This window comes from Lentzea sp. NPDC036955 (genome assembly GCF_055608005.1).
Genome location: NZ_JBVJRC010000001.1, coordinates 464,721 through 487,938 on the forward strand (window position 1 = coordinate 464,721; position 23,218 = coordinate 487,938).

Annotated in this window: 29 protein-coding genes and 2 pseudogenes; 10 read left to right on the forward strand and 21 right to left on the reverse strand. The window is 70.9% G+C overall.

What is annotated here, in order from left to right; genetic code table 11:
- The first annotated feature begins 3 nt into the window (after positions 1-3).
- Positions 4-651: an HD domain-containing protein gene (locus ACZ7CF_RS02235; protein ID WP_360387061.1), complete on the forward strand. Its 648-nt coding sequence runs from the start codon at positions 4-6 to the stop codon at positions 649-651.
- Here the strand turns inward: ACZ7CF_RS02235 and ACZ7CF_RS02240 are convergent.
- The 5 genes from ACZ7CF_RS02240 to ACZ7CF_RS02260 all read right to left on the reverse strand — a co-directional run bounded on the left by ACZ7CF_RS02240 (position 646) and on the right by ACZ7CF_RS02260 (position 3,846).
- Entirely contained in the window at positions 646-825 is a 180-nt protein-coding gene (locus ACZ7CF_RS02240; protein WP_470368601.1) for a DUF397 domain-containing protein, read from the reverse strand. The two genes, ACZ7CF_RS02235 and ACZ7CF_RS02240, sit on opposite strands and share 6 nt — an antisense overlap.
- Positions 800-1,648, reverse strand: a complete 849-nt coding sequence (locus tag ACZ7CF_RS02245; RefSeq protein WP_360387056.1) for a helix-turn-helix domain-containing protein — start codon at positions 1,646-1,648, stop codon at positions 800-802. Before ACZ7CF_RS02245 ends, ACZ7CF_RS02240 begins: the two co-directional genes overlap by 26 nt.
- Before the next feature lie 102 nt (positions 1,649-1,750).
- Positions 1,751-2,170, reverse strand: coding sequence for a transcription antitermination factor NusB (gene nusB, locus ACZ7CF_RS02250; RefSeq protein ID WP_360387054.1), 420 nt, complete (start codon positions 2,168-2,170; stop codon positions 1,751-1,753).
- Positions 2,170-2,739 (reverse strand): elongation factor P, encoded by a 570-nt coding sequence (gene efp, locus ACZ7CF_RS02255; RefSeq protein ID WP_360387052.1) that lies wholly within the window; start codon positions 2,737-2,739, stop codon positions 2,170-2,172. Before efp ends, nusB begins: the two co-directional genes overlap by 1 nt.
- 30 nt (positions 2,740-2,769) lie before the next feature.
- Positions 2,770-3,846: a M24 family metallopeptidase gene (locus ACZ7CF_RS02260; protein WP_470368602.1), complete on the reverse strand. Its 1,077-nt coding sequence runs from the start codon at positions 3,844-3,846 to the stop codon at positions 2,770-2,772.
- Between the two features lie 35 nt (positions 3,847-3,881).
- Between ACZ7CF_RS02260 and ACZ7CF_RS02265 the strand changes: the two genes are divergently transcribed.
- The gene (locus ACZ7CF_RS02265) at positions 3,882-4,286 is read left to right on the forward strand and encodes a B-4DMT family transporter (RefSeq protein WP_458433346.1); all 405 of its coding nucleotides are present in this window, start codon (positions 3,882-3,884) and stop codon (positions 4,284-4,286) included.
- Here ACZ7CF_RS02265 and ACZ7CF_RS02270 read toward each other — a convergent pair.
- Positions 4,272-4,649, reverse strand: coding sequence for a VOC family protein (locus tag ACZ7CF_RS02270; RefSeq protein ID WP_470368603.1), 378 nt, complete (start codon positions 4,647-4,649; stop codon positions 4,272-4,274). The two genes, ACZ7CF_RS02265 and ACZ7CF_RS02270, sit on opposite strands and share 15 nt — an antisense overlap.
- 29 nt (positions 4,650-4,678) lie before the next feature.
- On the opposite strand from ACZ7CF_RS02270, the gene ACZ7CF_RS02275 reads away from it, so the two are divergent.
- The gene (locus tag ACZ7CF_RS02275) at positions 4,679-5,611 is read left to right on the forward strand and encodes a hypothetical protein (protein ID WP_470368604.1); all 933 of its coding nucleotides are present in this window, start codon (positions 4,679-4,681) and stop codon (positions 5,609-5,611) included.
- Positions 5,612-5,615: 4 nt separating this feature from the next.
- On the opposite strand, the gene aroQ is transcribed toward ACZ7CF_RS02275, so the two are convergent.
- From aroQ to ACZ7CF_RS02310, 7 genes and pseudogenes are all read right to left on the reverse strand, one after another.
- Positions 5,616-6,047, reverse strand: a complete 432-nt coding sequence (aroQ, locus tag ACZ7CF_RS02280; protein WP_360387040.1) for a type II 3-dehydroquinate dehydratase — start codon at positions 6,045-6,047, stop codon at positions 5,616-5,618.
- Positions 6,044-7,108, reverse strand: a complete 1,065-nt coding sequence (gene aroB, locus ACZ7CF_RS02285) for a 3-dehydroquinate synthase (RefSeq protein WP_470368886.1) — start codon at positions 7,106-7,108, stop codon at positions 6,044-6,046. Before aroB ends, aroQ begins: the two co-directional genes overlap by 4 nt.
- Before the next feature lie 25 nt (positions 7,109-7,133).
- Positions 7,134-7,659: pseudogene (locus tag ACZ7CF_RS02290) on the reverse strand (shikimate kinase); the annotation flags it as partial.
- Positions 7,656-8,855 (reverse strand): chorismate synthase, encoded by a 1,200-nt coding sequence (aroC, locus tag ACZ7CF_RS02295; RefSeq protein ID WP_470368605.1) that lies wholly within the window; start codon positions 8,853-8,855, stop codon positions 7,656-7,658. The pseudogene ACZ7CF_RS02290 and the gene aroC, both read right to left, overlap by 4 nt.
- A gap of 13 nt (positions 8,856-8,868) precedes the next feature.
- The gene (locus tag ACZ7CF_RS02300) at positions 8,869-9,321 is read right to left on the reverse strand and encodes a prepilin peptidase (protein WP_470368606.1); all 453 of its coding nucleotides are present in this window, start codon (positions 9,319-9,321) and stop codon (positions 8,869-8,871) included.
- Between the two features lie 146 nt (positions 9,322-9,467).
- On the reverse strand, positions 9,468-9,923 hold the full coding sequence (locus ACZ7CF_RS02305) for a PTS sugar transporter subunit IIA (RefSeq protein ID WP_470368607.1): 456 nt from the start codon (positions 9,921-9,923) through the stop codon (positions 9,468-9,470).
- Positions 9,920-10,156: a PTS sugar transporter subunit IIB gene (locus ACZ7CF_RS02310; RefSeq protein WP_360387022.1), complete on the reverse strand. Its 237-nt coding sequence runs from the start codon at positions 10,154-10,156 to the stop codon at positions 9,920-9,922. Before ACZ7CF_RS02310 ends, ACZ7CF_RS02305 begins: the two co-directional genes overlap by 4 nt.
- A gap of 111 nt (positions 10,157-10,267) precedes the next feature.
- Here ACZ7CF_RS02310 and ACZ7CF_RS02315 point away from each other — a divergent pair, with 111 nt between their 5' ends.
- The 3 genes from ACZ7CF_RS02315 to ACZ7CF_RS02325 are packed head-to-tail and all read left to right on the forward strand — an operon-like array spanning position 10,268 to position 12,684.
- A complete protein-coding gene (locus ACZ7CF_RS02315) occupies positions 10,268-11,023 on the forward strand; it encodes a GntR family transcriptional regulator (RefSeq protein WP_470368608.1) in 756 nt (251 codons plus the stop codon).
- Positions 11,020-12,384: a PTS transporter subunit EIIC gene (locus ACZ7CF_RS02320; protein WP_458433352.1), complete on the forward strand. Its 1,365-nt coding sequence runs from the start codon at positions 11,020-11,022 to the stop codon at positions 12,382-12,384. The genes ACZ7CF_RS02315 and ACZ7CF_RS02320 overlap by 4 nt, the downstream gene beginning before the upstream one ends.
- A gap of 33 nt (positions 12,385-12,417) precedes the next feature.
- On the forward strand, positions 12,418-12,684 hold the full coding sequence (locus ACZ7CF_RS02325; RefSeq protein ID WP_360388343.1) for an HPr family phosphocarrier protein: 267 nt from the start codon (positions 12,418-12,420) through the stop codon (positions 12,682-12,684).
- 219 nt (positions 12,685-12,903) lie between these two features.
- On the opposite strand, the pseudogene ACZ7CF_RS02330 reads toward ACZ7CF_RS02325, so the two are convergent.
- Positions 12,904-13,395, reverse strand: a pseudogene (locus ACZ7CF_RS02330) (phosphatase PAP2 family protein); the annotation flags it as partial.
- Positions 13,396-13,498: 103 nt separating this feature from the next.
- On the opposite strand from ACZ7CF_RS02330, the gene ACZ7CF_RS02335 reads away from it, so the two are divergent.
- From ACZ7CF_RS02335 to ACZ7CF_RS02345, 3 genes are read left to right on the forward strand one after another with little or no spacing between them, the layout of a single operon-like run.
- The gene (locus ACZ7CF_RS02335; RefSeq protein WP_458433353.1) at positions 13,499-14,173 is read left to right on the forward strand and encodes a response regulator transcription factor; all 675 of its coding nucleotides are present in this window, start codon (positions 13,499-13,501) and stop codon (positions 14,171-14,173) included.
- A gap of 10 nt (positions 14,174-14,183) precedes the next feature.
- Entirely contained in the window at positions 14,184-15,527 is a 1,344-nt protein-coding gene (locus ACZ7CF_RS02340) for a sensor histidine kinase (protein WP_470368609.1), read from the forward strand.
- The gene (locus ACZ7CF_RS02345) at positions 15,524-15,910 is read left to right on the forward strand and encodes a hypothetical protein (protein WP_360387007.1); all 387 of its coding nucleotides are present in this window, start codon (positions 15,524-15,526) and stop codon (positions 15,908-15,910) included. The genes ACZ7CF_RS02340 and ACZ7CF_RS02345 overlap by 4 nt, the downstream gene beginning before the upstream one ends.
- Positions 15,911-15,913: 3 nt before the next feature.
- On the opposite strand, the gene ACZ7CF_RS02350 is transcribed toward ACZ7CF_RS02345, so the two are convergent.
- Genes ACZ7CF_RS02350 through ACZ7CF_RS02380 form a run of 7 tightly spaced genes read right to left on the reverse strand, consistent with a single transcriptional unit; the run spans position 15,914 to position 22,290 of the window.
- Positions 15,914-16,381, reverse strand: a complete 468-nt coding sequence (locus tag ACZ7CF_RS02350) for a DUF6985 domain-containing protein (RefSeq protein WP_458433355.1) — start codon at positions 16,379-16,381, stop codon at positions 15,914-15,916.
- A 17-nt stretch (positions 16,382-16,398) separates the two neighbouring features.
- Positions 16,399-17,217 (reverse strand): shikimate dehydrogenase, encoded by an 819-nt coding sequence (locus ACZ7CF_RS02355; RefSeq protein WP_470368610.1) that lies wholly within the window; start codon positions 17,215-17,217, stop codon positions 16,399-16,401.
- On the reverse strand, positions 17,217-18,422 hold the full coding sequence (gene mltG / locus ACZ7CF_RS02360) for an endolytic transglycosylase MltG (protein ID WP_470368611.1): 1,206 nt from the start codon (positions 18,420-18,422) through the stop codon (positions 17,217-17,219). Before mltG ends, ACZ7CF_RS02355 begins: the two co-directional genes overlap by 1 nt.
- Positions 18,419-18,907, reverse strand: a complete 489-nt coding sequence (ruvX, locus tag ACZ7CF_RS02365) for a Holliday junction resolvase RuvX (RefSeq protein ID WP_360386995.1) — start codon at positions 18,905-18,907, stop codon at positions 18,419-18,421. Before ruvX ends, mltG begins: the two co-directional genes overlap by 4 nt.
- Complete coding sequence (gene alaS / locus ACZ7CF_RS02370) at positions 18,894-21,563, reverse strand: alanine--tRNA ligase (protein WP_360386992.1); 2,670 nt, start codon at positions 21,561-21,563, stop codon at positions 18,894-18,896. Before alaS ends, ruvX begins: the two co-directional genes overlap by 14 nt.
- Before the next feature lie 56 nt (positions 21,564-21,619).
- Positions 21,620-21,889 carry a hypothetical protein gene (locus ACZ7CF_RS02375; RefSeq protein ID WP_166046713.1) on the reverse strand — a complete coding sequence of 90 codons (270 nt, stop codon included), beginning with the start codon at positions 21,887-21,889 and terminating at the stop codon, positions 21,620-21,622.
- The gene (locus tag ACZ7CF_RS02380; RefSeq protein WP_360386989.1) at positions 21,886-22,290 is read right to left on the reverse strand and encodes a DUF948 domain-containing protein; all 405 of its coding nucleotides are present in this window, start codon (positions 22,288-22,290) and stop codon (positions 21,886-21,888) included. The genes ACZ7CF_RS02375 and ACZ7CF_RS02380 overlap by 4 nt, the downstream gene beginning before the upstream one ends.
- Positions 22,291-22,590: 300 nt before the next feature.
- Between ACZ7CF_RS02380 and ACZ7CF_RS02385 the strand changes: the two genes are divergently transcribed.
- Positions 22,591-23,169 carry a GNAT family N-acetyltransferase gene (locus tag ACZ7CF_RS02385; RefSeq protein ID WP_360386986.1) on the forward strand — a complete coding sequence of 193 codons (579 nt, stop codon included), beginning with the start codon at positions 22,591-22,593 and terminating at the stop codon, positions 23,167-23,169.
- Positions 23,170-23,218: the final 49 nt, after the last annotated feature.

Genomic DNA, 23,218 nt, shown 5'->3' on the forward strand with positions numbered 1-23,218 from the left:
CCGGTGACCGCCGCTGACGCAGACCTCCTCACCGACCGCACGCCGCTGCCGGAAGGCCTCGACGCCCGGCTGCGCGACCACCTCACGTTCCTCGTCGAGGTGGACCGGCTGAAGACGGTGCTGCGCGCCTCCCCGCTCGCCGCGGCGGACCGGCGCGAGAACGACGCCGAGCACTCCTGGCACCTCGCGCTCATGGTGTTGGTGCTCGCCGAGTACGCCGACGAGCCGATCGACGTCGGGCACACGATCAAGCTCGTGGTGGTGCACGACCTCGTCGAGGTCTACGCGGGCGACACCCCGCTCTACGACACGGCGGCGGGCACCACCCAGGTCGAACGCGAGGAGGCCGCCGCCGACCGCCTGTTCGGCCTGCTGCCGGCGGACACGGGCACGGCGCTGCGGGCGTTGTGGGACGAGTTCGAGGCGCGGGCGACCCCGGAGGCCCGGTTCGCGAAGGCCATGGACCGACTCCAACCCCTGTTGCTGAACTGGATGGCGCGGGGCGGCACCTGGCGCACCCCCGGCGTCACGGCGGACGACGTCCGGGCGCGCAAGGCGGTCATCGGTGAGGCGTCGACGGCGCTGTGGGACGCGGGGAAGCACATGATCGACGAGGGCGAGCGGCGCGGGTGGGCGCGCCGCAGCTCATGACGAGACGGCCGCCACGAACGCGCGCCAGGCCGAGGTGCTGAACGCCAGCACCTCGTCGGCGACGTTCTTCGAGTCGCGTATGCGCGCGTCGTGGGCGAACGAGACCTCCACGCACGCCCCCTCCGGCGTGCCGTTGCTGTAGGTGCTCTTACGCCAGGAGCGGTCCTGAGCCATCGAAGTCCCCTCGCGGTCGGCTGACGTACTCCGCCAGCTTGCTCCGCGATTGTTCCGCATCCAAGGCAACCTTTCCCAGGCGGTGGAAGGTGAGCCTGGTCCGGGCGATGGCAGCCGGGTCCTGGACGAACAGCTGCGCGAGATCGGTCTCGTTGTAGGCGAGCGGCGTGGCCTTCTCGAACTCGAACAGCCAGAGCCCCGCCGAGTTGGCCAGCACCTCCTCCGGCACGATCCGGATCAGCTGCGCGTTGAAGAGGAGCTGCAGGTACTGGTCCTCCATGACCTGGTCGTCGCCGACCTGCTGCTTCAACGCCAATTCATGGATGTAGAACATGCAAGTCGGCCGATCGTGGCGGCGCAGGACCGTCTGCCTGTCCTGTCGCACCTGCACGAGCCCGGCGATCTGCTGCTCGGTCGCGATCCCGGTCGCCCGGTACAGGTGCTCGGAGTAGGCCTCGGTCTGCAGAAGCCCCGGAACCGTCAGCAGGTCATAGGTGGTGATCGCGGTGGCCATCGCCTCCGCCATCGCGACCGTGCGCAGGTTCTCCGGCACTTGCACGATGTACTCGTCGAAGGCCGTGCGATAGCGCCGTTTGAAGTCCTCGTAGAAGTCGACGTCCTTGCGGCACAGCGTGAGGAACTGGACCAGGTCGATCTCGCTGGGCCGCGACTTGCCGTGCTCGATGGTGGACACCTTGCTGGGGTCCCAGCCGAGGCGCACGGCGAACGCGGCGGCGTTCAGCTTCGTCGAGGACTCGCGCAGCCGGCGCAGCTCGTCACCGAGGTCCCTGCTGTACGCGGTGGAAGTGGTGCTGTAAGCCATGCCGGGGACGCTATGGCGTGTTTTCCGGCCACGAAACTGGCTCGTTCGGGTGGAAATGAACGGCCGTCCTCGGGAGGACGGCCGTTCGCACGACTGCGAGTCCTAGAGAACCGCGCGCAACTGGTCGGCGATGACCGCGATCCGGCCGAGCACACCGTTCACGAACCGCGGCGAGTCGTCGGTGGACAGGCCCTTGGCGAGCTCGACGGCCTCGTCGATCGCCACCGCGTCCGGCACGTCGGCCGCCCACAGCAGCTCGTACAGGCCGATCCGCAGCACCGCGCGGTCGACGGCGGGCATGCGCTGCAGCGTCCAGCCCTCGGCGTGTTCCGAGATCAGGTCGTCGATGCGCGTCCGGTGGGCGGTGACGCCCTCGACGAGCGTGACCGTGTAGTCGTTGACCGGGGGGACGTCCGGTGAGCCGACGCGTTCGGCCAGCAGCGTCACCGGGTCGGTGCCCAGCAGGTCGGCTTCGTAGAGGAAGTCGACCGCGCGCTTGCGGGCCTTGCTCCGAGCACCCATCAGGACTTGTCGCTGATGCGGCCGAGGTAGCGGCCGTCGCGGGTGTCGACCTTGATCTTCTCGCCGGTCGTGACGAACAGCGGGACCTGGATCTCGGCGCCGGTCTCCAGGCGAGCGGGCTTGGTGCCGCCGGTGGAGCGGTCGCCCTGCAGGCCGGGGTCGGTGTGCTCGATGACGAGCTCGACCGAGGTCGGGAGCTCGATGAACAGCGGCACGCCCTCGTGGACGGCCACGACCGCCTCCTGGTTCTCCAGCAGGAAGTCGGCGGCGTCGCCCACCGTCTCAGCCGGGACCGGGATCTGGTCGTAGGTGTCACCGTCCATGAAGATGAAGTCGGTGCCCTCCTTGTACAGGTAGGTCATGCCGCGCTTGTCCACGGTGGCCGTGTCGACCTTCGTGCCCGCGTTGAAGGTCTTGTCGACGACCTTCCCGGTCAGCACGTGCTTGAGGGTCGTGCGCACGAAGGCGCCACCCTTGCCGGGCTTGACGTGCTGGAACGCGGTGACGGTCCAGAGCTGGCCGTCGAGGTTCAGCACCAGGCCGTTCTTCAGGTCGTTCGTGGTGGCCACGGTGGGATTTCTCCTGTGTTGGGCTGGGCGTCAGACGACCACGAGTTCCTTCGTGGTCAGGGTGAGGAGCTCCGGTCCGCTTTCGCGCACCACGAGGGTGTCCTCGATGCGGACCCCGCCCTTCCCCGGCAAGTAGACGCCAGGCTCGACGGTGACCGCCATACCGGCCGAAAGTGTACCGGCACCCACCTTCGACAACGCCGGTGCCTCGTGGATCTCCAGCCCGACGCCGTGCCCGAGGCCGTGCAGGAAGTCCTCCCCGTGCCCGGCCTTCTCGATGACCTCCCGCGACGCGTGGTCGACCTCGCTGACCTCCGCACCCGGCTTGAGCGCGGTGCGCCCGGCCGCCTGCGAGCGCGCGACCAGGTCGTACAGGTCGCGCTGCCAGTCGGCGGGCTTGCCGAGCACCAGGGTGCGGGTCATGTCCGAGTGGTAGCCGTCGACGAGCGCGCCGAAGTCGAGCTTGATGAAGTCGCCCACGTGCAGCGTCGCGTCCGTCGGCGAGTGGTGCGGCACCGCCGAGTTCGCGCCGAACGCCACGATCGACGAGAACGACGGCCCCTCCGCACCGTGGTCGAGCATGCGGCTCTCCAGCTCACGCGCGACGTCGCGCTCGGTCCGCCCGGCCCGCAGCCCGCCGTGCCCGATCAACGCCGCCAGCGCCCGGTCCGCCGCCGCGCACGCCATCCGCAGCGCCTCGACCTCGGCGTCGTCCTTGACCAGCCGCAGCTTCTCGACCAGCCCGCCCGCCTTGACGAGCTCCGCCTTCTCCGCCGCCTGCGCGAGCCCGTCCAGCCCGTCGACCGTGACGTGGTGGCTCTCGAACCCGAGCCTGCCCTTCGCCCGCTTCGCGAGCGCGAGGTCGCACGGCCGTTCGGTCGACCGCTCCAGGTCCGGCACCTGCTTCGCCGACTGCGTGAGATAACGCCCATCGGTGCAGAAGACGGTCTTGTCGTCGCCGCTCGCGTCGACCAGGAGGGCGGCGTTCGACCCGGTGAACCCCGTCAGGTAGCGGACGTTGAGCAGGTTCGTCACGAGGAGCGCGTCCAGCTCCGCGTCCTGGAGCTGTCGGCGCAGTGCGGTTCGGCGAGCGGCGTAGGACGACATGCCTCGCAGCGTACGGCCAGTCCTAAGCTGTCCGCATGCGTCCTTGGATCGCCCGTGCGTTGTGGATGGGTCTGCTGCACGGAGCCGTGCAGACCGGCGTCGCCGCCGTCGCGGTCCGCAGCCCCGAGGCGACGGCGGTGGGCCCGATCGCCCTCGGTCTCCTGATCGTCGCGGCGGTCCTGTGGGGCGCGGTCGACGCGCTGCGCGAGCTCCCTTCACCCGGCATGCAGTGGTTCATCGCGGCACTGGTCGCCGGGCCGTTCGCCGGTGCCCTGGGCGTGATCGGGTCGGCGGTGCTGGTCGACCAGACCGGGCAGGAGGCGCTGTGGGTGGCGCTGACGGGTGGCGCCGCCTTCACGGCGCTGCTGATCCTGGCGCCGGCCGGGCTCGGGATGCTGCTGGGCGGGGTGCTGGCGCGGCGGTCCTCAGTCAGCGACTAGCTCGACCTCGAAGCCGTCCGTGTTTTCGAGGAACGCCGCGTAGTGGCCGGGGCCGCCGGCGTGGGGGTGCCGGTCCTCGAACAGGAGGTGCCAGCCGTGGTGCCGGGCTTCCTCGGTGAGGCGGTCGACGTTCGCCCTGTCGCCCGCGTGCAGGGCCAGGTGGTTGAGGCCGGCTTTCATCCGATCGTGTGGCCCGGTGAGGGCCGGGGACTGCTCGGTGACCACGTAGGTGCGGCCGAGTTTCCAGCTCACGCCCGCTGACCAGCGTTGGTGCTCGGTCCAGCCGAGCTGCTGGAGGAGCCACCCGATCGTGGACTCGGCGCGGGCCAGGTCAGGGACCCAGAGCTCGACGTGGTGCAGCATCGGTGGTCCTTCCGGGATCATGTGGACACATGCGCAACGACGTCACGGGCGATGTCCGCGACAACGGCGTGGTCTTGCAGGTTCGCGATGTCGGCGGGGACATCTTCATCGGTGTGCGCCGGCCGCGCCGGAGGCGGGTCGCGTGGGCGCAGGTGCTGCTGGTGATCTTGCTGGTCGCCGGGGAGCAGTACGCGTGGCAGGCCGCCGCCGACACGACGTTCCTCGCGGGAGAGGACATCCGGCCGCCCTGGGCTGCTGACGACCTGGTCTTCTCGCTGGTCGCGGACAAGCTCGCGACGTGCGCGGAAGAGGTGGTGGCCCGGCCGGCGAACTGCCCGCAACGCTCTGCCGCACCGATCACCGGCACCGTGGTGTGGACGCTGGTCGGCGACCCCCGCGACGGGATGCGGACCGTCTGGCACGACGGCGTGCTGAAGGTCTTCGGCGCCGCCGTGATGACGCTGTGGTTTCACGACGACCTGGACGTGGTGACCGTCGACTTCGTCACCGAGGTGCGCTGGCATGGACGCGAGACCACGGCCGAGGACGTGGGACCGGTCGAGCCGGGCGTGTCCCCGGTCCCGCCCAGGCACGGGTTCGAGCTGGAACGCGGGCAGGTCGTCGCCGCCGTCGGGCGCAAGTTCGACCTGTGCACGGCCCCGCGGACCCTGCCGATGGAGGTGACCTGCCCCCGCGCAGCCGGCCCGACCCGCACACCGCCGCGCCACGACATCAGGTGGGTGCGCAACTCCGATCCCGTGGACAACGTGGACGTCCGCTACGACCACAGGTTCGGCCTCGTGATCGCGACGGGCGACTACTCCCTCTCCGCGCTGCCCCGCGACCTCGCCGGGCAGGCCGATCCCCAGCTCCCGCAGCTGCACAGCGGGAACTACGTGGCCTACCTGATGCGTGGACCTGACGGCACGGCGGTGGTGCTCGACCTGGAGCACCAGCCGTGAGCGGTCACCCCTGCTTGAGCGACAGCCAGCGCAGGGCCAGCAGGTAGCCCTCCACGCCGAGGCCCGCGATCACGCCGTTCGCCACCGCCGAGACCACGCTGTGGTGGCGGAACTCCTCGCGCTGGTGGATGTTCGAGATGTGCACCTCGACCAGGGGTGCGGTGAGCTGGGAGCAGGCGTCGCGGAGCGCGATGGAGTAGTGGGTCCAGGCGGCGCCGTTGAGGACGACCGGGGTGGCGGCGTCGGCGGCCTCGTGGAGCCACTCGACCATCTGGCCCTCGTGGTTGGTCTGGCGGACCTCGACGTCGAGGCCGAGGGTCTTGCCCTCGGTCTCGCACATCTCCACCAGGTCGGCGTGGGTGGTGCTGCCGTAGATCAGCGGCTCGCGGGTGCCCAGGCGGTTGAGGTTCGGGCCGTTGAGTACGAGGACCTTCACAGCAGCACCGTTCCGCCGGACTTGGGCTTCGGTTCCGCGGCGACCGCGGAGTAGGCGGCGGCGATCAGGGCCGGGTCCGGGCCTTCGAGGCGGCCGGGTTTCGCGAGGCCGTCGAGGACGACGAAGCGCAGGACGCCGGCCTTGTTCTTCTTGTCGACCTTCATGCCCTCCATGAGCTGCGGGAGGGCGTCGGGGTCGTAGGAGGTCGGGAGGCCGAGGGACTGCAGCACGGCGCGGTGGCGGTCGGCGGTCGCGTCGTCGAGGCGGCCGGCCAGGCGGGCCAGTTCGGCGGCGAAGACGAGGCCCACGCTGATGGCGGCGCCGTGGCGCCAGCGGTAGCGCTCGCGGCGTTCGATGGCGTGGCCGAGGGTGTGGCCGTAGTTCAGGATCTCGCGCAGGGAGGACTCGTGCAGGTCCGCGGAGACGACGTCGGCCTTGATCTGGATCTTGCGGCGGATCAGCTCGGCCAGCACGTCGCCGGTGGGGTCCAGGGCGGCCTGCGGGTCGGCCTCGATCAGGTCGAGGATGACCGGGTCGGCGATGAAGCCGCCCTTCACGATCTCGGCCATGCCCGCGATGAGCTCGTTGCGCGGCAACGTCTCCAGGGTGGCCAGGTCGACGAAGACGACCTCGGGCTCGTAGAACGTGCCCACCAGGTTCTTGCCGGCGTCGGTGTTGATGCCGGTCTTGCCGCCGACGGCGGCGTCGACCATGCCCAGCAGGGTGGTCGGGATGTTCACCAGGCGCACGCCGCGCATCCACGTGGAGGCGACGAAGCCCGCGAGGTCGGTGACGGCGCCGCCGCCGAGGCCGACCACGACGTCGTTGCGGGACAGGCCGATCTTGCCCAGCACGTCCCAGCAGAAGCCGGCGACGGCGAGGTCCTTGCCGTCCTCGGCGTCGGGCACCTCGACGCGGTGCGCGTCGATGCCGGTCGCCTTCAGCTCGTCCACCAGCACCTCGGCCGTGGCGGCCAGGGTCGGCTGGTGCACGATCGCGACCTTGGCGGTGCCCTCCAGGTGCAGGACGATCTCGCCCAGCAGACCGCGGCCGATCACCACGAGGTACGGCTTCTCGGCGTTGACCTCGACGGTCAGCGGCTCGGTCATTCCCCAACTCCCTTGATCACCGCGTCGGCCACCTGCTCCGGGTCGAGGGCGTCGGTGGCCACCTCGATCGTCGCGACCTCGCGGTACAGCGGCAGGCGCGCGTCGAGCAGCGCCTTGAACGTCGCGCGCGGGTTCACGCCGGACAGCAGCGGCCGCGCGGACGACAGCCCGGTGCGGCGCACCCCCTCGGCCATGCCCACGTTCAGGAACACGACGGTGTGCTCGCGCAGCCGCTCGCGGGTCGCGGCGGACAGCACCGCTCCCCCGCCCAGCGCCAGCACGCCCTCGTGCTCGGCCAGCGCCTTGGCGACCGCTTCCTCTTCGAGTGCGCGGAAGGCGGGCTCGCCGTCGCCGGTGAAGATGTCCGAGATCGGCTTGCCGGCCGAGGCCACGATGTCGGCGTCGACGTCGCGGAACGGCAGGCCGAGACGGGCGGCGAGCAGCTCGCTGATCGTGGTCTTGCCGGCACCTGGCGGCCCGACCACGACGAACCTCGGGCTCACATGCCCTCCCAGCGGGCTTCCAGCGCCTTGAGGTAGGCGTGCGCGTTGCGGCGCGTCTCGTCGAGCGAGTCGCCGCCGAACTTCTCCAGCGCGGCCTCGGCCAGCACGAGCGCCATCACGGACTCCAGCACGACACCGGCCCGCGGCACCGCGCACACGTCCGAGCGCTGGTGGATCGCGACGGCGGGCTCACCGGTCCGCACGTCCACGGTGGACAGTGCACGCGGGACGGTCGAGATGGGCTTCATGGCCACGCGCGCCCGCAGGACCTCGCCGTTGGTGATGCCGCCTTCGAGGCCACCGGCCCGGTTCGACCGCCGCGTGACACCGACCGGTCCGCTGCCGCGGTCGATCTCGTCGTGCGCCTGCGAGCCCCAGCGCCGGGCGGAGGTGAAGCCGTCGCCGATCTCCACGCCCTTCATGGCCTGCACGCCCATCAGCGCGGCGGCGAGCCGCGCGTCGAGGCGGCGGTCCCAGTGCACGTGCGAGCCCAGACCGGGTGGCAACCCGTACGCGAGCACCTCGATGACGCCGCCGACGGTGTCACCGGCCTCCTTGACGGCCTCGACCTCGGCCACCATCGCCTCGGTCCCGCGCGGGTCGAAGCACCGCGTCGGCGACTCGTCGATCGCCGCCAGGTCGTCCGGCGTCGGCAGCGCCGCGTCCGCGGGCGTCTCGGCCGTGCCGATGGACACCACGTGGCTGAGGACCTGCACGCCCAGCATCTGCTGCAGGAACTGCCGCGCCACCGTGCCGAGCGCCGTGCGCGCCGCGGTCTCCCGCGCGCTCGCCCGCTCCAGCACCGGCCGGGCCTCGTCGAAGCCGAACTTCTGCATGCCGGGCAGGTCAGCGTGCCCCGGTCGCGGCCGGGTCAGGGCCTCGTTGCGGCCGGTGGGCTTGAGCAGGCTCTGGTCGACGGGGTCCGGGGACATGACCGTCTGCCACTTGGGCCACTCGGTGTTGCCGATGGTGACGGCGATCGGCCCGCCCTGGGTCCTGCCGTGGCGCACGCCGCCGAGGATCTCGACCTCGTCCTGCTCGAACCCCATCCGCGGCGAGCGACCGAACCCGAGCCTGCGCCGGCCCAGCTGGGCGACGAGGTCCTCGGTGGTCACCTCCACCCCGGCGGGCATGCCCTCCAGCACGGCGACGAGGGCGGGGCCGTGTGACTCTCCAGCGGTGATCCAGCGCAGCACGTTCACAATCCTTTCACAGCGTCGTCAACACCCAGGTGGCAGCCAGCAGTCCGGGCCCATGCGGCACCCACCGGCTGCGGCGCACCGCCGCGAGCCCGAGCGTGATCGCGCAGGCCAGGATCGCCGCAGGTAAGAGCCCCGCCGGGCCGAGGGCCGCCCCGAGCCCGAACGCGAGCTTGACGTCGCCGCCGCCCATCACCGCCGGGCGCAGCCGCCGCACCGCGAGATGAGCGCCACCGAAGAGCACCGCTCCGAGCGCCGCCGCTCCCAGCCCGTGGAACTGCAGGGCGAGCAACGCGACGGCGAGCGGCACCGTCAGCACGTCCGGCAGCCGCTGACACCTGAGGTCGACCGCGGCGAGCACGACGCCGAACGCCGCGAGGACGTACGAGGCGGGCGGCGCGTCGCTGAGATCGGCGACCGTCCACAGCACCCCGAGGACGAACGCGAGCAGGACCGTGGGCATGAGTCCACGGTCCTGCTCGTACGACCCGGCACCAAATCACGCCCGTCGTGAACGGTCCATCCACACCCCTGTTCTCAGGTCACGCGGGGGCCCCGCGTTCCCCTGTGGGTCACGCGGGGCCCCCGCGTGACCCACAGCAGGGGAGGTCAGCGGGACCAGTCGAACAGGGTGTCGTTCTCCACCACGTCGACGTCCACCGCCGGGTCGCCCAGCGCTTCCGCCGCCGCGTCCAGCGCGATGACCGGGCAGATCGGCGCGAACCCGGCGGCCTCGACCTCCGCCGGGTTCCACGTCACGATCCGCTGGCCGGCCCGCACCTGCTCGCCCTTGACGACGTGCAGCTCGAAGCCCTCGCCCTTGCGCTTGACGGTGTCGATCCCGAGGTGCACCAGCACCGCGGCACCGTCCGCACCGGCGACCACGAACGCGTGCGGGTGCAGCGTCACGACGGTGCCGTCGAGGGGTGACACGACGTCCGCGACACCGCGGACCGGTTCGACGGCCACGCCGGGGCCGACCATCGCCTGCGAGAAGACCGGGTCGGGGACGGCGGAGAGCGCGACCACGCGACCGGCGACGGGGCTGCCGACGCGGACGCTCACAGGAGGTCCTCGATGTCCGACGCGATGGTGTCCGCCTCGGGGCCGACGATGACCTGGACGACGTCGCCGGACTTGATCACGCCGTGGGCGCCGGTGGCCTTCAGGGCCGCCTCGTCGACGAGGGACCCGTCTTTGACCTCACAGCGGAGCCGGGTGATGCAGGGCTCGATCTCGATGATGTTGTCGGCTCCGCCCAGTGCGGCAAGGATCGCTTCCGGCCTGTTGTCAGCCACGTTCGTACCTCTCGTTCCCGTAACAGCGGTTGACACCAACTCTGTGCGCGGAGCATTCTCCCGCACCAACTGGTCTAGACCGGAAAGTACCACTAGCGAGGAGGTGAGCGGGTGCACGAGATCGTGGACGGGCCCAAGCCCAAGCACGCACAGCTGCGCGAGATCCTGCGTCGCCTCGCCGAGCACGACCTCGCGCCGGGCTCGCCCATCCCGTCCGAGCGCGACCTCGCCGACCGGTTCGGGGTCTCCCGCATCACGGTGCGGGCCGCGGTGGGGCAGCTGGTCGCGGAAGGCCTGCTCACGCGGGCGAAGGGGCGCGGCACGTTCACCGCTCAGCGGCGCTACGACCTGCAGCTGCACCTGACCTCGTTCACCTCGGACATGGTCACGCGCGGGCTGGAGCCGAGCACCGAGGTCATCAGCTGCGGTGAGGGCGTGCCCGGTGGCAAGGCGGCGCTCGGGCTCGACGCCGACGAGACCGCCTACCGGATCGTCCGGCTCCGCAGGGCCGACGGGGCGCCGCTGGCGCTCGAACGCGGCTGGTACAGCCCGCACGTGCTGCCCGAGCTCGACCGGTGCGACCTGTCCGGGTCGCTCTACGAGATCATCGCGGCCCGCTACGGGGTCCAGCTCGACCACGCGCGGCAGACCGTGTGGGCCGAGACCGCCGACGGGGACACCGCGAAGGCGCTCGAGGTCCGCAAGGGCAGCCCGCTGCTCGTGTTCCGCAGGGTCGCCAGCTCGCAGGGCCGGCCGACCGAAGACGTGACGTCCTGGTACCGGGGCGATCTCTACCAGGTGACCATGCAACTGGACCGGACCGTCCCGGGTTCCGGACCGAACTCCGCCAAGGGAGGTACCACATGAGCGCCAGCGCCCCAGAGGCGACCGGCGGTCGCGGGATCAAGGGCCTGGCGGGTGTGCAACGGTTCGGTCGCAGCCTCATGCTGCCGATCGCCTCGCTGCCCGCCGCCGCACTTCTCCTGCGTCTCGGCCAGCCCGACCTGCTCGGCAAGGACGGTCTGGGCTGGAACCAGGTCGCCGCCGTGATCGGCAACGCGGGCGACGCCCTGTTCGCCAACCTGCCGCTGCTGTTCGCGGTGGGTGTCGCCATCGGGTTCGCCCGTCGTGGTGACGGTTCGACCGCGCTCGCCGCCGTCGTCGGCTTCGTGGTCACCCAGGCCGTCTTCAAGGCGATGTCGCCGTTGGTGCTGGAGGTCGCGGCAGACCCCGCCAAGCAGCAGCAGATCAACTACTCGGTGCTGACCGGCATCGTGGTCGGTCTGATCTCCGCCGTGCTGTGGCAGAAGTACCACCGCATCAAGCTGCCCCCGTACCTCGCGTTCTTCGGTGGCCGCCGGTTCGTGCCGATCATCGTCGCGGGCGTCATGATCCCGGTCGCGGTCGTCATGGGCCTCATCTACCCGTGGTTCAACAAGGGCTTGCTCGCCATCGGCGAGTTCGTCTCCGGCAGCACGATCGTCGGTGCCGGCATCTACGGCACGGTCAACCGCCTGCTGATCCCGCTGGGCCTGCACCACATCCCGAACACGTTCGTGTGGCAGGTCTTCGGCGAGTACAAGGTCGGCGACGCCACCAAGACCGGTGACATCCAGCGGTTCTTCGCCGGTGACCCGACCGCGGGCACGTTCATGTCCGGCTTCTTCCCGATCTTCATGTTCGCGCTCCCCGCCGCGGCGCTGGCGATCATCCACACCGCACGGCCGTCGCAGAAGAAGATCATCGCCGGCATCATGGGCTCCGCGGCCCTCACCTCGTTCATCACGGGTGTCACCGAGCCGCTCGAGTTCGCGTTCATGTTCGTCGCCTGGCCGCTGTACGTCATCCACGCGGTCCTCACGGGCACCTCGCTCGCGATCACCAACGCGCTGGGTGTGAAGGACGGCTTCGGCTTCTCCGCCGGTGCGATCGACTACCTGCTCAACTTCAACATCGCGACGAGGCCGTTGCTGATCATCCCGATCGGTCTCGTGTACGCGGCGATCTACTACTTCCTGTTCCGGTGGGTCATCACCAAGTGGAACCTGAAGACGCCGGGACGCGATGATGACGAGTCGCCGGAGGCCGACGAGAGCGTCGTCGGCGGCAGCGGCGACACCGCGGTGCGCGAGAACGCGGCGGTGCGCGAGAGTGCGGCGGCGCGGGAGAACGCGGCGGCGCGGGAGAGCACGGCGGTGCGCGAGAAGCGCGCCCAGCGCGAGCAGTAACCAGGACAACCAGCTCTACCGGGAGGAACCATCATGGCCGAGCGACGGGTCACCGTGGCCAGCAAGGTCGGACTGCACGCCCGACCGGCCGCCCTGCTGGCGAAGGCCGCCGCCGACCAGCCGGTGCCGGTCACCATCCGCAAGGACGGCGGCGAAGCCGTGGAAGCGGCGAGTGTGCTGGGACTCATGACCCTCGGCGCCATGCACGGTGACGAGGTGGTGCTCAGCGCCGAGGGGGACGGAGCGGACGCTGCTCTGGACGCCATCGCGGAGCTGATCGCCACCGACCACGACGACTGAGCCGGCCGCGTCGGCCAGGTCGGAGGACCCGGGCCGTGAGCGGTCTGCCGGCAGCACCGGCAGGCCGCTCACGGCCCATCCGAAGTGCAGCACCACGAGCGCGGTGACCACGCCCGAGAGCGTCGAGGGCGTGGCCGCCGTCGCCACCAGCAGCCAGGCCCCGCCCGCGGCGACGGCGGGCGGCACGAGCAGTCCCGCGGTCCACCTGCGCAGCACCAGGAAGCCCAGGGTCGTGACCAGCAGCGTCGCACCGAGCGTGTCGCTGAACCGGTGCCAGCCCAGCGACACCGTCTCCGCGGCCACCGCTCCCGCGCCCAGCGCTCCCGGCACCGCCACGAGCAGCGCGAACCTCTTCGGCACCGCGAGCACGACCGCGACCACCGCCGCCACCGCCGCCGTCGTGTGCCCGCTCGGGAAGCTGTTGTGCACCAGCACCGCCTCGTCGTCCAGCGGCGGCCTGACCAGCACGTGCAGCTTCAGCACCTGCGCCAGCAGCACCGACCCGCCCAGCACGAGCAGCGGCGGGAACGACCTCCTGCGGGCGACGAGCACCACGAGCACGGCGGCCACGACGATCGCGATGTCCACGTCGGACGCCCACGACCGCTGCAGCGACAGTTCGGGCAACGCCGCGTTCTCCGCCTTCTGCCCGGACGACGTCCACACGAGCGCGAAGTACGTGATGAGGAATCCCAGCAAACTTCCGGCCATGCGTCCGATGCTGCGCAGGCCGGGCGATGGGAACGTCCCCGCAATGTCATGGTTGCGCTACAGAAGCGGCGCGGAACCCCCTGACCCGCGGATAATGGCGTCCGTGGCGATGGTCTTGCTGGTCGAGGACGACCCCGCGGTGCGCGAAGGGCTCGGTTTGGCGCTGCGCCGCCAGGGACACGACGTCCGCGCGGCCGTTACGGGCGAGGAGGGCGTGGAACGGCTCCGCGAGACCCGCCCCGACATCGTGGTCCTCGACATCATGCTGCCGGGCATCGACGGCTTCGAGACGTGCCGCCGGATGCGCGGCCAGGCCGAGGTCCCGATCATCGTGCTCACCGCGCGCGGCGACGACTTCGACGTGGTCGCGGGCCTGGAGGCGGGTGCGGACGACTACGTCGTGAAACCGGTCGAGCCGCGGGTGCTGGAGGCGCGGATCCGGGCGGTGCTGCGGCGGACGGTCTCCGAGCCGGCCAACGCCGAACGGCACGGCTCGCTGGTGATCGATCGGGCAGGCCTGGAGGTGCGCAAGGACGACGTGAAGGTCGCGCTGACGCCCACCGAGCTGAAGCTGGTGCTGGAGCTGTCCCGCACGCCCGGCCGGGTGCTGACCCGCCAGCAGATCCTCGAAGCCGTCTGGGAGCACGACTACCTCGGTGACTCGCGGCTGGTCGACGCGTGCGTGCAGCGGGTCAGGGCCAAGATCGAGGACGTGCCCTCCGAGCCCGCCTACATCCACACCGTCCGCGGCTTCGGCTACCGCTTCGGCCCTCGTTGACGTCGTGCGCGTGAAGTTCCTCCGCGGCCTCAAACCGCGCTTGATGGCCGCGTTCGCACTGCTGACGCTGCTGGGTGCGGTCGCCGCCGCCGGGTTGTCGTACGCCAACGCCCGCAGCCTGCTGCTCTCGGACGCGCAGGACGGGTTCATGAACCCGCTGGTCGAGGAGGTCCGCGACTACGCGCCCCGCGTGGCCGTGCCGCCGACCCAGCAGGACCTCGACGACATGGCGACGTACCTGCGCAGCTCCTCCGTGGTCGTGTACCAGGGGATGCGGTCGCGGTCCGGGAGCGCGCTGGACTTCGTGCCCGCCGAGCTGCGCGAGACGCTCAAGACCAGCAGGACCGTGCAGTGGCAACGGCGGACGGACCGCGCCGACCCGTACGTGGTGATCGGCATCCCGCTGCTGCAACCGTCCGGCGAACCCACGGGGGTCGAGGTGTGGGCGTACAGCTCGCTGGGCGGCCCGGCACGCGCGATCGACAGCTTCGCCCAGGCGGCGTGGCTCGGCGTGGCCCTGGTGCTGCCGCTGGCGCTCGGCCTGGCCCTGCTGACCGCCCAGGGGGTGCTGCGGCCGGTGCGGCGGCTGGGCGCGGCGGCACGGGCCCTGGGCGCGGGGCGGCTGGACACGCGCGTCGAGGAACGCGGCGCCGACGAGCTGACCGAGCTCGCGCGGACGTTCAACAGGGCAGCCGAACAGCTGGAGGCTTCCCAGGCGGCGTCCCGGCGGTTCGTGGCGGACGTGTCGCACGAGCTGCGCACACCGCTGACCGCGATGAACGCCGTGACGGGCGTGCTCGACGAGGACGCCGACGCGCTGCCGGAGGACACGGCGGTCGCGGCGCGGCTGGTGTCCGCGGAGACCCGCAAGCTGACCAGGCTGGTCAACGACCTGATGGAGATCTCCCGCTTCGACGAGGGCCGCAACGTGCTGGAGCTCGACGAGTGGGACATCGGCACCGCCGTCTCCGACAGCCTGGCCGCACGGGGCTGGACCTCGTCGGTGGAGGCGTCGCTGCCCGCCGGCGTGACGGGACGGGTGGACCGCCGTCGGCTCGACGTCGTCGTGGCCAACCTCGTCGGCAACGCCCTCAGGCACGGCAGCGCCCCCGTGACGGTGTCCGTGCGCCCCGGCGTGATCGAGGTGGCCGACAGCGGCCCCGGCATCCCACCGGATGCACTCCCCCACATCTTCGACCGCTTCTACAAGGCAGACACGGCCCGCTCCCGTTCCGAGGGCAGCGGGCTGGGATTGGCGATCGCATGGGAGAACGCGCGCCTGCACGGCGGCACGATCGAGGCCGCCAACGCGCCGTCCGGTGGCGCGGTCTTCACGTTGCGGCTGCCCTGGTGACGCTGGCCGGGTGCGGGGTGCGGCCGACGCCGGTGCTGCCGGGCCCGGCGGCACCGACGGTGTCCGTGCGCGAGATGACGGTCTACTTCGTGTCCTCCGACGGCACGGACCTGGTGCGGCGCACGCGGTCGCACACCGGGCACGTGGACAACACGACGGCGATCACGACGCTGATCGCGGGGCTGACCGACGAGGAGGCGAAGCTCGGGCTGCGGACGGAGGTGCCGAAGACGGCGCAGCCGGTGCTGACCGTCTCGAACCTCATCCTGCTGCCCACCGACATGCTGCCGTTGACGAGGCTGGCGGCCTACCAGCTGTTCTGCACGGCGTACGCGAACGGGGCGTCGGTGAACGGGCTGCCCAGCGGGTTCGACTGCCCCTAGGACCTAGGTCAGGTGGCCGTCGTACGGACCGGCCTTGGTGACCTCGGTGCCGCCGCGGAACACCAGCTGCAGGCCGTGCTCCGGTTCCCAGGCGCACTCGGCCTCGATCGACACGTACACCGGCCCGTCCTCGTCGTCGCGCAGCACGGTCGGCACGCTCCGGCTGAGGTCGACGTGCGCCCAGACGTCCGCGGGCTCGTCGATCGGCAGCAGGTCCTCCTCGGCCACGGCCTCGGCCCGCTCCCGGTAGTACTCGAACACCGCCGCTGCCGCCGCGTCCCTGGCGCGCTCGTCCAGTGCGAGGAAGGCGCGGACGGCCGCGTGCCACTCGTCCTTGCCGGGGTCGTCCTCGTACCACCCGTCGAGCCGCACCGGCGCCGTCGTTCCCAGCACCCGCACCGCGACCGGTGCGCTGATCAGGCCGTAGCCTTCGGTGTCCGCGGTGACCGGACCGAGACCGGGGATGTCCACCCCGTCGATGCTAGCGGTCAGGAACGGGCCGCGAGCTCCGCTGCCAGCGCCTTGCGCATCACGTCCCGCGGCGCCACCTCGCCGGTGAACTGCTCCACCTGCCCGAAGGCCTGGTGCAGCAACATGTCCAGGCCCGTCGCCAACGCCGTTCCGGCCCGTTCCACGGCCACCGCGACGGGCGTCGGCCACGGGTGGTAGATCACGTCCAGCACGAACGGCGCCTGTGCCAGCTCCGCCGCCAGCGCCGCGGTCGCCTCGGCCGGCACCGTCGACACCAGCACGTCCGACGCCGCCGCCAGCCCGCCCAGGTCCACTTCGGACAGCCGCAGCACGTCGACCGCCACACCGAGCCGGGCGGCGCACGCGACGGCCTCCCCCGCACGCGAAGGATCGCGCACCACCAGGGAGACCGACCGCACGCCCAGGTCGGACAGGCCCGCCAGCGCGGCCGTGGCCGTGCCGCCTGCACCGAGCACGACACCGCGCGTGCCGCCGGGGAAACCCTTCTCCCGCAACGCTCCCACGACACCGTCCACGTCGGTGCAGTCGGCGTGCCAGCCGGAGCCGGTGCGCACCAGCGTGTTCGCGGCACCGACGGCCACCGCGCGGTCGGTCACCGAGGACGCGAAGGCCAGCGCCGCGCGCTTCGTCGGCATCGTGCACGACAGGCCCACCCACTCCGGGCCCAGCGAGGACACCAGCGCGGGCACCCCGGCCTCGTCGCACTCGACACGGCCGTACTCCAGGTCGAGCCCGAGGAACGCATACGCCGCGTTGTGCAGGACCGGGGACAGCGAGTGGGTGATCGGAGACCCGATCACGGCCGCCCTGCGCACTAGTAGACGCCCTCTGCTCGCGCCTTCTGGTCCTTCACCTGGTGCTCCTGGTAGGTGACCGAGAAGCACGAGTCACCGTTCTTGTCGCACTTCACGAAGTACTCGAAGTTGCCGGGCTCCGGCTTGATCGCCGCCTGGACCGCCTCGACGCTCGGCGAGCCGATCGGGGTCGGCGGCAGACCGGGCGTGACGTAGGTGTTGTACGGGCCCGAGGCGTTGCGGTCGGAGTCCGACGTGCGGATGTGCGGCTGGTTGAGCTTGTAGTTGACCGTCGAGTCGAACTGCAGGGGCATCGGCTTCTTCAGCCGGTTGTAGATCACCTGCGACACCTTGCCGAAGTCCTTCTCGATGGCTTCCTTCTCGATCAGGGAGGCCATGACCAGCACCTGGTACGGGCGGAAGCCGGTGTTGACGGTGCCGCCGGGGATGCCGATGCTCTGGAGCTTCTGGGCGGAGGCGACGACGACGCTGCGGATCAGCTCGACCGCGGACGAACCGGGCTTGACCTGGTAGACGCCGCGCATGATCAGGCCTTCGAGGCGGAAGGCGGGCTCCGCGCGCTTCACATCGGTGACCGCCCAGTCGGGCACGCCCAGCGCGACCGGGTCGGTGGTCTCGGCGGCGGCGCGGATCTCCTCGGGCGTGAGGCACTTCTTCACGCCGTCCTTCTCCGTGCAGCTCGCGTCGGCGAGCTGGGAGAAGATGCCCTTGACGGTCTTGTCGCCGACCTTGATGTCCGCGAGCTTCACGCCGCCGATGATCTGCACGGCGGGCACGCGGGTCTTCGGGTCGATCATCTTCGCGACCGCGGTGGCGCCCGACATCTTCGTCTTCATCAGGTAGAAGCCGGGCTGGATGGTCGTCACGCGGGCGTCGTTCTTGCTGGCCTCGGTGAACGCGCGCGGCGAGGCGACGACGCCGCCCTCGTAGAGGCTCGTGGCGATGACGCTCACCACGTCACCGTCCTTCACCTCGACGATGGCGTCGGCCTCACCCGCGCCGGGGTAGTCCTCGAACGAGCCGATGCCGCGCAGCTCCCTGTAGCCGTAGTAGGCACCGCCCATGCCCACGGCGAGGATCAGCGCGACGACCAGCCACAGCACGGTCTTCTTGCGCTTCTTCACCTTGCGGGCCGCGCTGTTGTCCCTCTTCGCGGCACGTCGTTCGTCGACGTCGCGATCGAACAACCCGAGATCGTCGCTCACGCCTCATCCTTTCGGGCGGATACCGCTCGTGCCCGTGCGTCCAGCCAAGACTGCAGGATCTCGACCGCGGCGGCCTGGTCGACCACGGCACGCTGCTTCTTGCCCTTCACACCGCGCTGCGCCAGCACCCGGCTCACCACGACGGTCGTCAGCCGTTCGTCGCTCAACCGGACCGGCACCGGGGCCACGCGCGCGGCCAAGGCGGCAGCGTACGCGGTCGCCGCTTCGGCTGCCGGACCGTGCCGACCGGCGAGGGTCTTCGGCAGGCCGACCACGACCTCGACCACGTCATGCTCGGCCACGAGACGTACGAGCTCCGTGAGGTCGGAGCCGCGCTTCTCGTCCCGCTGCAGGGTGACCAGCGGAGTCGCCAGGAACGCACCCGGATCGCTCAGGGACACTCCCACGCGAACCGATCCGACGTCGACGCCGAGCCTGCGACCCAGGCCCGGATCGTCGACGCCGACGACGTCAGCGCTGCTCAAGCACCTTGTCCAGTTCGCCGGTGAGGGCCGCGATGGCCTCCTGGACGCCGGCCGGGTTCGTGCCGCCGCCCTGGGCGAGGTCCGGCTTGCCGCCACCGCGGGCGGCGATGGCCGGGCCGAACACCGGGACGAGCTTGCCGGCGGCCAGGCCCAGGTCACGGGCGGCGGCCGTCGTGGCCACCACGAAGCTGACCTTGTCGCCGTCGACCGAGAACAGGGCCACCACACCGGGCTTGGCGCCCAGCCGGTTGCGGACCTCGCCACCGAGGGTGCGCAGGTCGTTGCCCGACACGCCCTCCAGGCCGAGGGCCACCAGCGACAGCCCGCGCACGTCGAGGGCCTTGTCGGCCAGCGACCCGGCGTTGCCGAGCAGCTGGGCGGCGCGCACCTTCTCGAGCTCCTTCTCGGCGGTCTTCAGCCGCTCGACCAGGGACTCGATCCGCTCGGGCAGGCCGTCGGAGCCGACCTTCAGCATGTCGGCGAGGTTCTGCACGATGGCGCGTTCCTTGGCCAGGAACCGCATGGCCTCGATGCCGACGTAGGCCTCCAGGCGGCGCACGCCGGACCCGACCGAGGACTCGCCCAGCAGGGTGATCGGGCCGATCTGCGACGAGTGCTCGACGTGGGTGCCACCGCACAGCTCGCGCGACCAGGGGCCGCCGATCTCGACGACGCGGACCGTCTCGTCGTAGGTCTCGCCGAACAGGGCCACGGCACCCATGTCCTGGGCGCCCTGCATGTCGGTGTAGACCACGGCGACGGGCAGGTCCTTGCGCACGGCGAGGTTCGAGACCTCCTCGATCTCGCTGCGGGCCTCGGCGGACAGGCCACCGGTCCAGGCGAAGTCCAGGCGCAGGTAGCCGGGCTTGTTGTACGAACCGCTCTGCAGGGCCGACGGGCCGAGCACCTGGCGCAGGGCGGCGTGCACGACGTGCGTGCCCGAGTGGCCCTGGCGGGCGCCGACGCGCCACTCCGGGTCGACGCGGGCCTCGACGTGCTCGCCCTCGCTGACCTCGCCGTTCACGACGCGCACCTGGTGCACCCACAGCTTGCGGGCGACCTTCTGCACGTCGAGCACCTCGAGCTCGGCGTTGCCGGTGACGATCGTGCCGGCGTCGGACTCCTGGCCACCGGACTCGGCGTAGAGCGGCGTGCGGTCGAGGACGACCTCGACGATGTCGCCCTCCTTGGCGCTCTTGACCCGCTGGCCGTTGAGGACGATGCCGCGCAGCGTGGCCTCGGAGGCCAGCTCGGAGTAACCGGTGAACTCGGTCGGGCCCTGTTCCAGCAGCTCGCGGTACACCGTCTGGTCGCCGTGGCCGGTCTTCTTGCCGGCGGCGTCGGCCTTGGCGCGGGCGCGCTGCTCGGCCATCAGCTTGCGGAACCCGTCCTCGTCCACGGACAGGCCGGCCTCGGCGGCCATCTCCAGGGTGAGGTCGATCGGGAAACCGTACGTGTCGTGCAGCTGGAAGGCGCGGTCGCCGGGCAGCGTGGCGCGGCCGTCGGACTTCACCTCGGCGGCGGCGTTCTCGAAGATCCGCGAGCCGGCGTCGAGGGTGCGCAGGAACGTGTCCTCCTCGGCCTTCACCACCTGCTGGATGCGGGCGAACCCGCTGACCAGCTCGGGGTAGGCCGGGCCCATCGAGTCGCGGACGACCTCGGCGTACTGCTGCAGCACCGGCTCCGTGACGCCGAGGAGCCGGCTGCTGCGGATGATGCGGCGCAGCAGGCGGCGCAGCACGTAGCCGCGGGCCTCGTTGCCGGGCGTGACGCCGTCGCCGACCAGCAGCACACCGCTGCGGGCGTGGTCGGCGATGACGCGGAAGCGCACGTCGTCGACCTCGTTGGCACCGTATTTGCGGCCCGACAGCTCCTCGGCCTTGTTGATGACGGCGCGCACGAGGTCGGTCTCGTAGACGTTGTCGACGCCCTGCAGCAGGTAGGCGACGCGCTCGACGCCCATGCCGGTGTCGATGTTCTTGTTCGGCAGCGACCCGACCGGCTTGTGGCCCTCCTTGGGGCTCAGCTCGCCGCGGACGTCCTGCATGAAGACCAGGTTCCAGATCTCCAGGTAGCGGTCCTCGTCGACGACGGGCCCGCCCTCCTGCCCGTACTCGGGACCGCGGTCGAAGTAGATCTCCGAGCAGGGGCCGCCGGGACCGGGCACGCCCATGTCCCAGTAGTTGTCCTTGCCGTCACGGCGCTGGATGCGCTCGGTCGGCAGGCCGGCGATCTTCTGCCACAGCTCGATGGCCTCGTCGTCGTCCTGGTAGACCGTGACCCAGATGCGCTCGGGGTCGAAGCCGTAGCCGCCCTCGTCGACCGAGCCGGTGACGAGGGTCCAGGCGAGGCGGATGGCCTCTTCCTTGAAGTAGTCGGCGATCGAGAAGTTGCCGGCCATCTGGAAGAACGTCAGGTGGCGCGTGGTCTTGCCGACCTCGTCGATGTCCGGCGTGCGCACGCACTTCTGGATGCTCGTCATCCGCGAGGCGGGCGGTGGGGCCTCGCCGAGGAAGTACGGCTTGAACGGCACCATGCCGGCGTTGACGAACAGCAGGTTCGGGTCGTCGAGCAGCAGCGAGGACGACGGGATGTACTTGTGCCCGTTGCGTTCGAAGTGCTCGCGGAAACGCTTGATGATCTCGTGGGTCTGCACGGGAGTTCCTCGGTGTGTCGCGGGGAGTGGTCAGGGCGCGCTTCGGAGGCGAACGGTCAGTGCTTCCCGTTCGCCCTGGGCGCTCGACGCCCCGGCGTGAACCCCGTCTGCCGCTCCACGGTCTCCTGCAACTCCTGCTCCCGTTCGGCCATGCCCGCCCGCACCTCGGCCCCGAAGGACCCGATGGCGCCGGCGAGCTCGCGCAGGCCTTCACCCACGTTAGCCCCGATACCAGCGGGAGTCGCCTGCTTTGTGACCTCGGCGGCCTTCTTCGCGGCGAAGAGCCCGGCCGCGGCACCCAGCCCGAACCAGAAGAGGCGGCTCACCTCGCACCTCGCTTCAGGCGGCGCTTGGTGTGCTTGTTCGGCTGCTCGGCGGCCCGGCGGCGCGCCTTGACGGCCTTGCTCACGCCGTAGGACAGCGCGGCGGCCTTGACCAGCGGACCGCCCAGCGTGGCGGTGAACAGGCTGGTGAGCGCCGAGACGTTGCCGGTGACCGCGCGGGCGTTGGCCGTGATCCCGTCGACCCGCTCCAGCTGCGTGTTCACGTGCGTCAACGTCGTGTTGGCCTCGGTGAACAACGGGTCGGTGTTCTCGTGCGCCTTGCGCATCGCGACCGTGGCCTCGTCGAAGAACCGCGCTGCCTTGACCGCCACGATCGCCAGCACGAGCACGAGCAGCACGAACGCACCGGCGGCGACCAGCGCTGCGATCTGCCCTGGCGACACGGATCCTCCTGGTGACCGGCGTTTGGCTTGGTTGGCGAGGAGATTACCGGGTGGGTCCGACACCTGATCGGGCGGCACCTTTTGTTGATCTTCATGGGGTGGCGGGGAGAAGGGGCGGGCGAGGCGGACCGCGGGCAGGAGCGGCGCGGCGTCCACGGTCGGTTCGACCCAAATGAGATGCTGGGACCACATTGACGCGCGCCGTCACTGCCTGTGAAATTGCGGTCACACAGGGCTTGACACGGCGACCCTGCGCGGATGAAGTAAGGCAACCCTTAGTTGGTTATCGCTGGAGGCCCTGTGAAGCCGGTGTCCCACCTCGACTCGTACCGGCGGCAGGCCACGGCGGGCGCGCCGCCGGTTCCCGGGCTGAGCGCGCCCTGGGAGGTGCGGCTCGTCCGGCCCGACGGGTACGACCTGCACCTCGTGCACCGCTGGCACCAGGCGCCGCACGTGGCGGCCTACTGGCGCAAGGCGTGGTCGTTGCCGGGGTGGGAGGAGGAGCTGCGCGGGCAGCTCGCCGGGGACGACGTGCGGCCCGTGCTGGTCGGGTGGCACGGACGGCCGGTGATCTACGCGGAGGTCTACCGCGCGGCGCGGGACGTGGTGGGCAGCTGCTACCCGGTGCGGCCGCACGACCTCGGGTTGCGGCTGGCGGTGGGAGAGCTCGCGATGACCGACCGCGGGCTCGTGCGCGCGTTGCTCCCCCACCTGGCCGATGCGTTGTTCGAGGCCGATCCGCACTGCACGCGCATCGTGATGGAGCCGGACATCAGCAACACGCGTGCCATCCGCTCGTTCGAGGCCGGCGGGTTCGTCGTCAAGGACGAGGTCATGATGCCGAACAAGGTCGCGGTGCTGATGGTGTGCAAGCGCTGAGCCCCTGGCCAGCAGTCTCGCCCGCCCCCTCCTTGCAGACGCCAGTAGC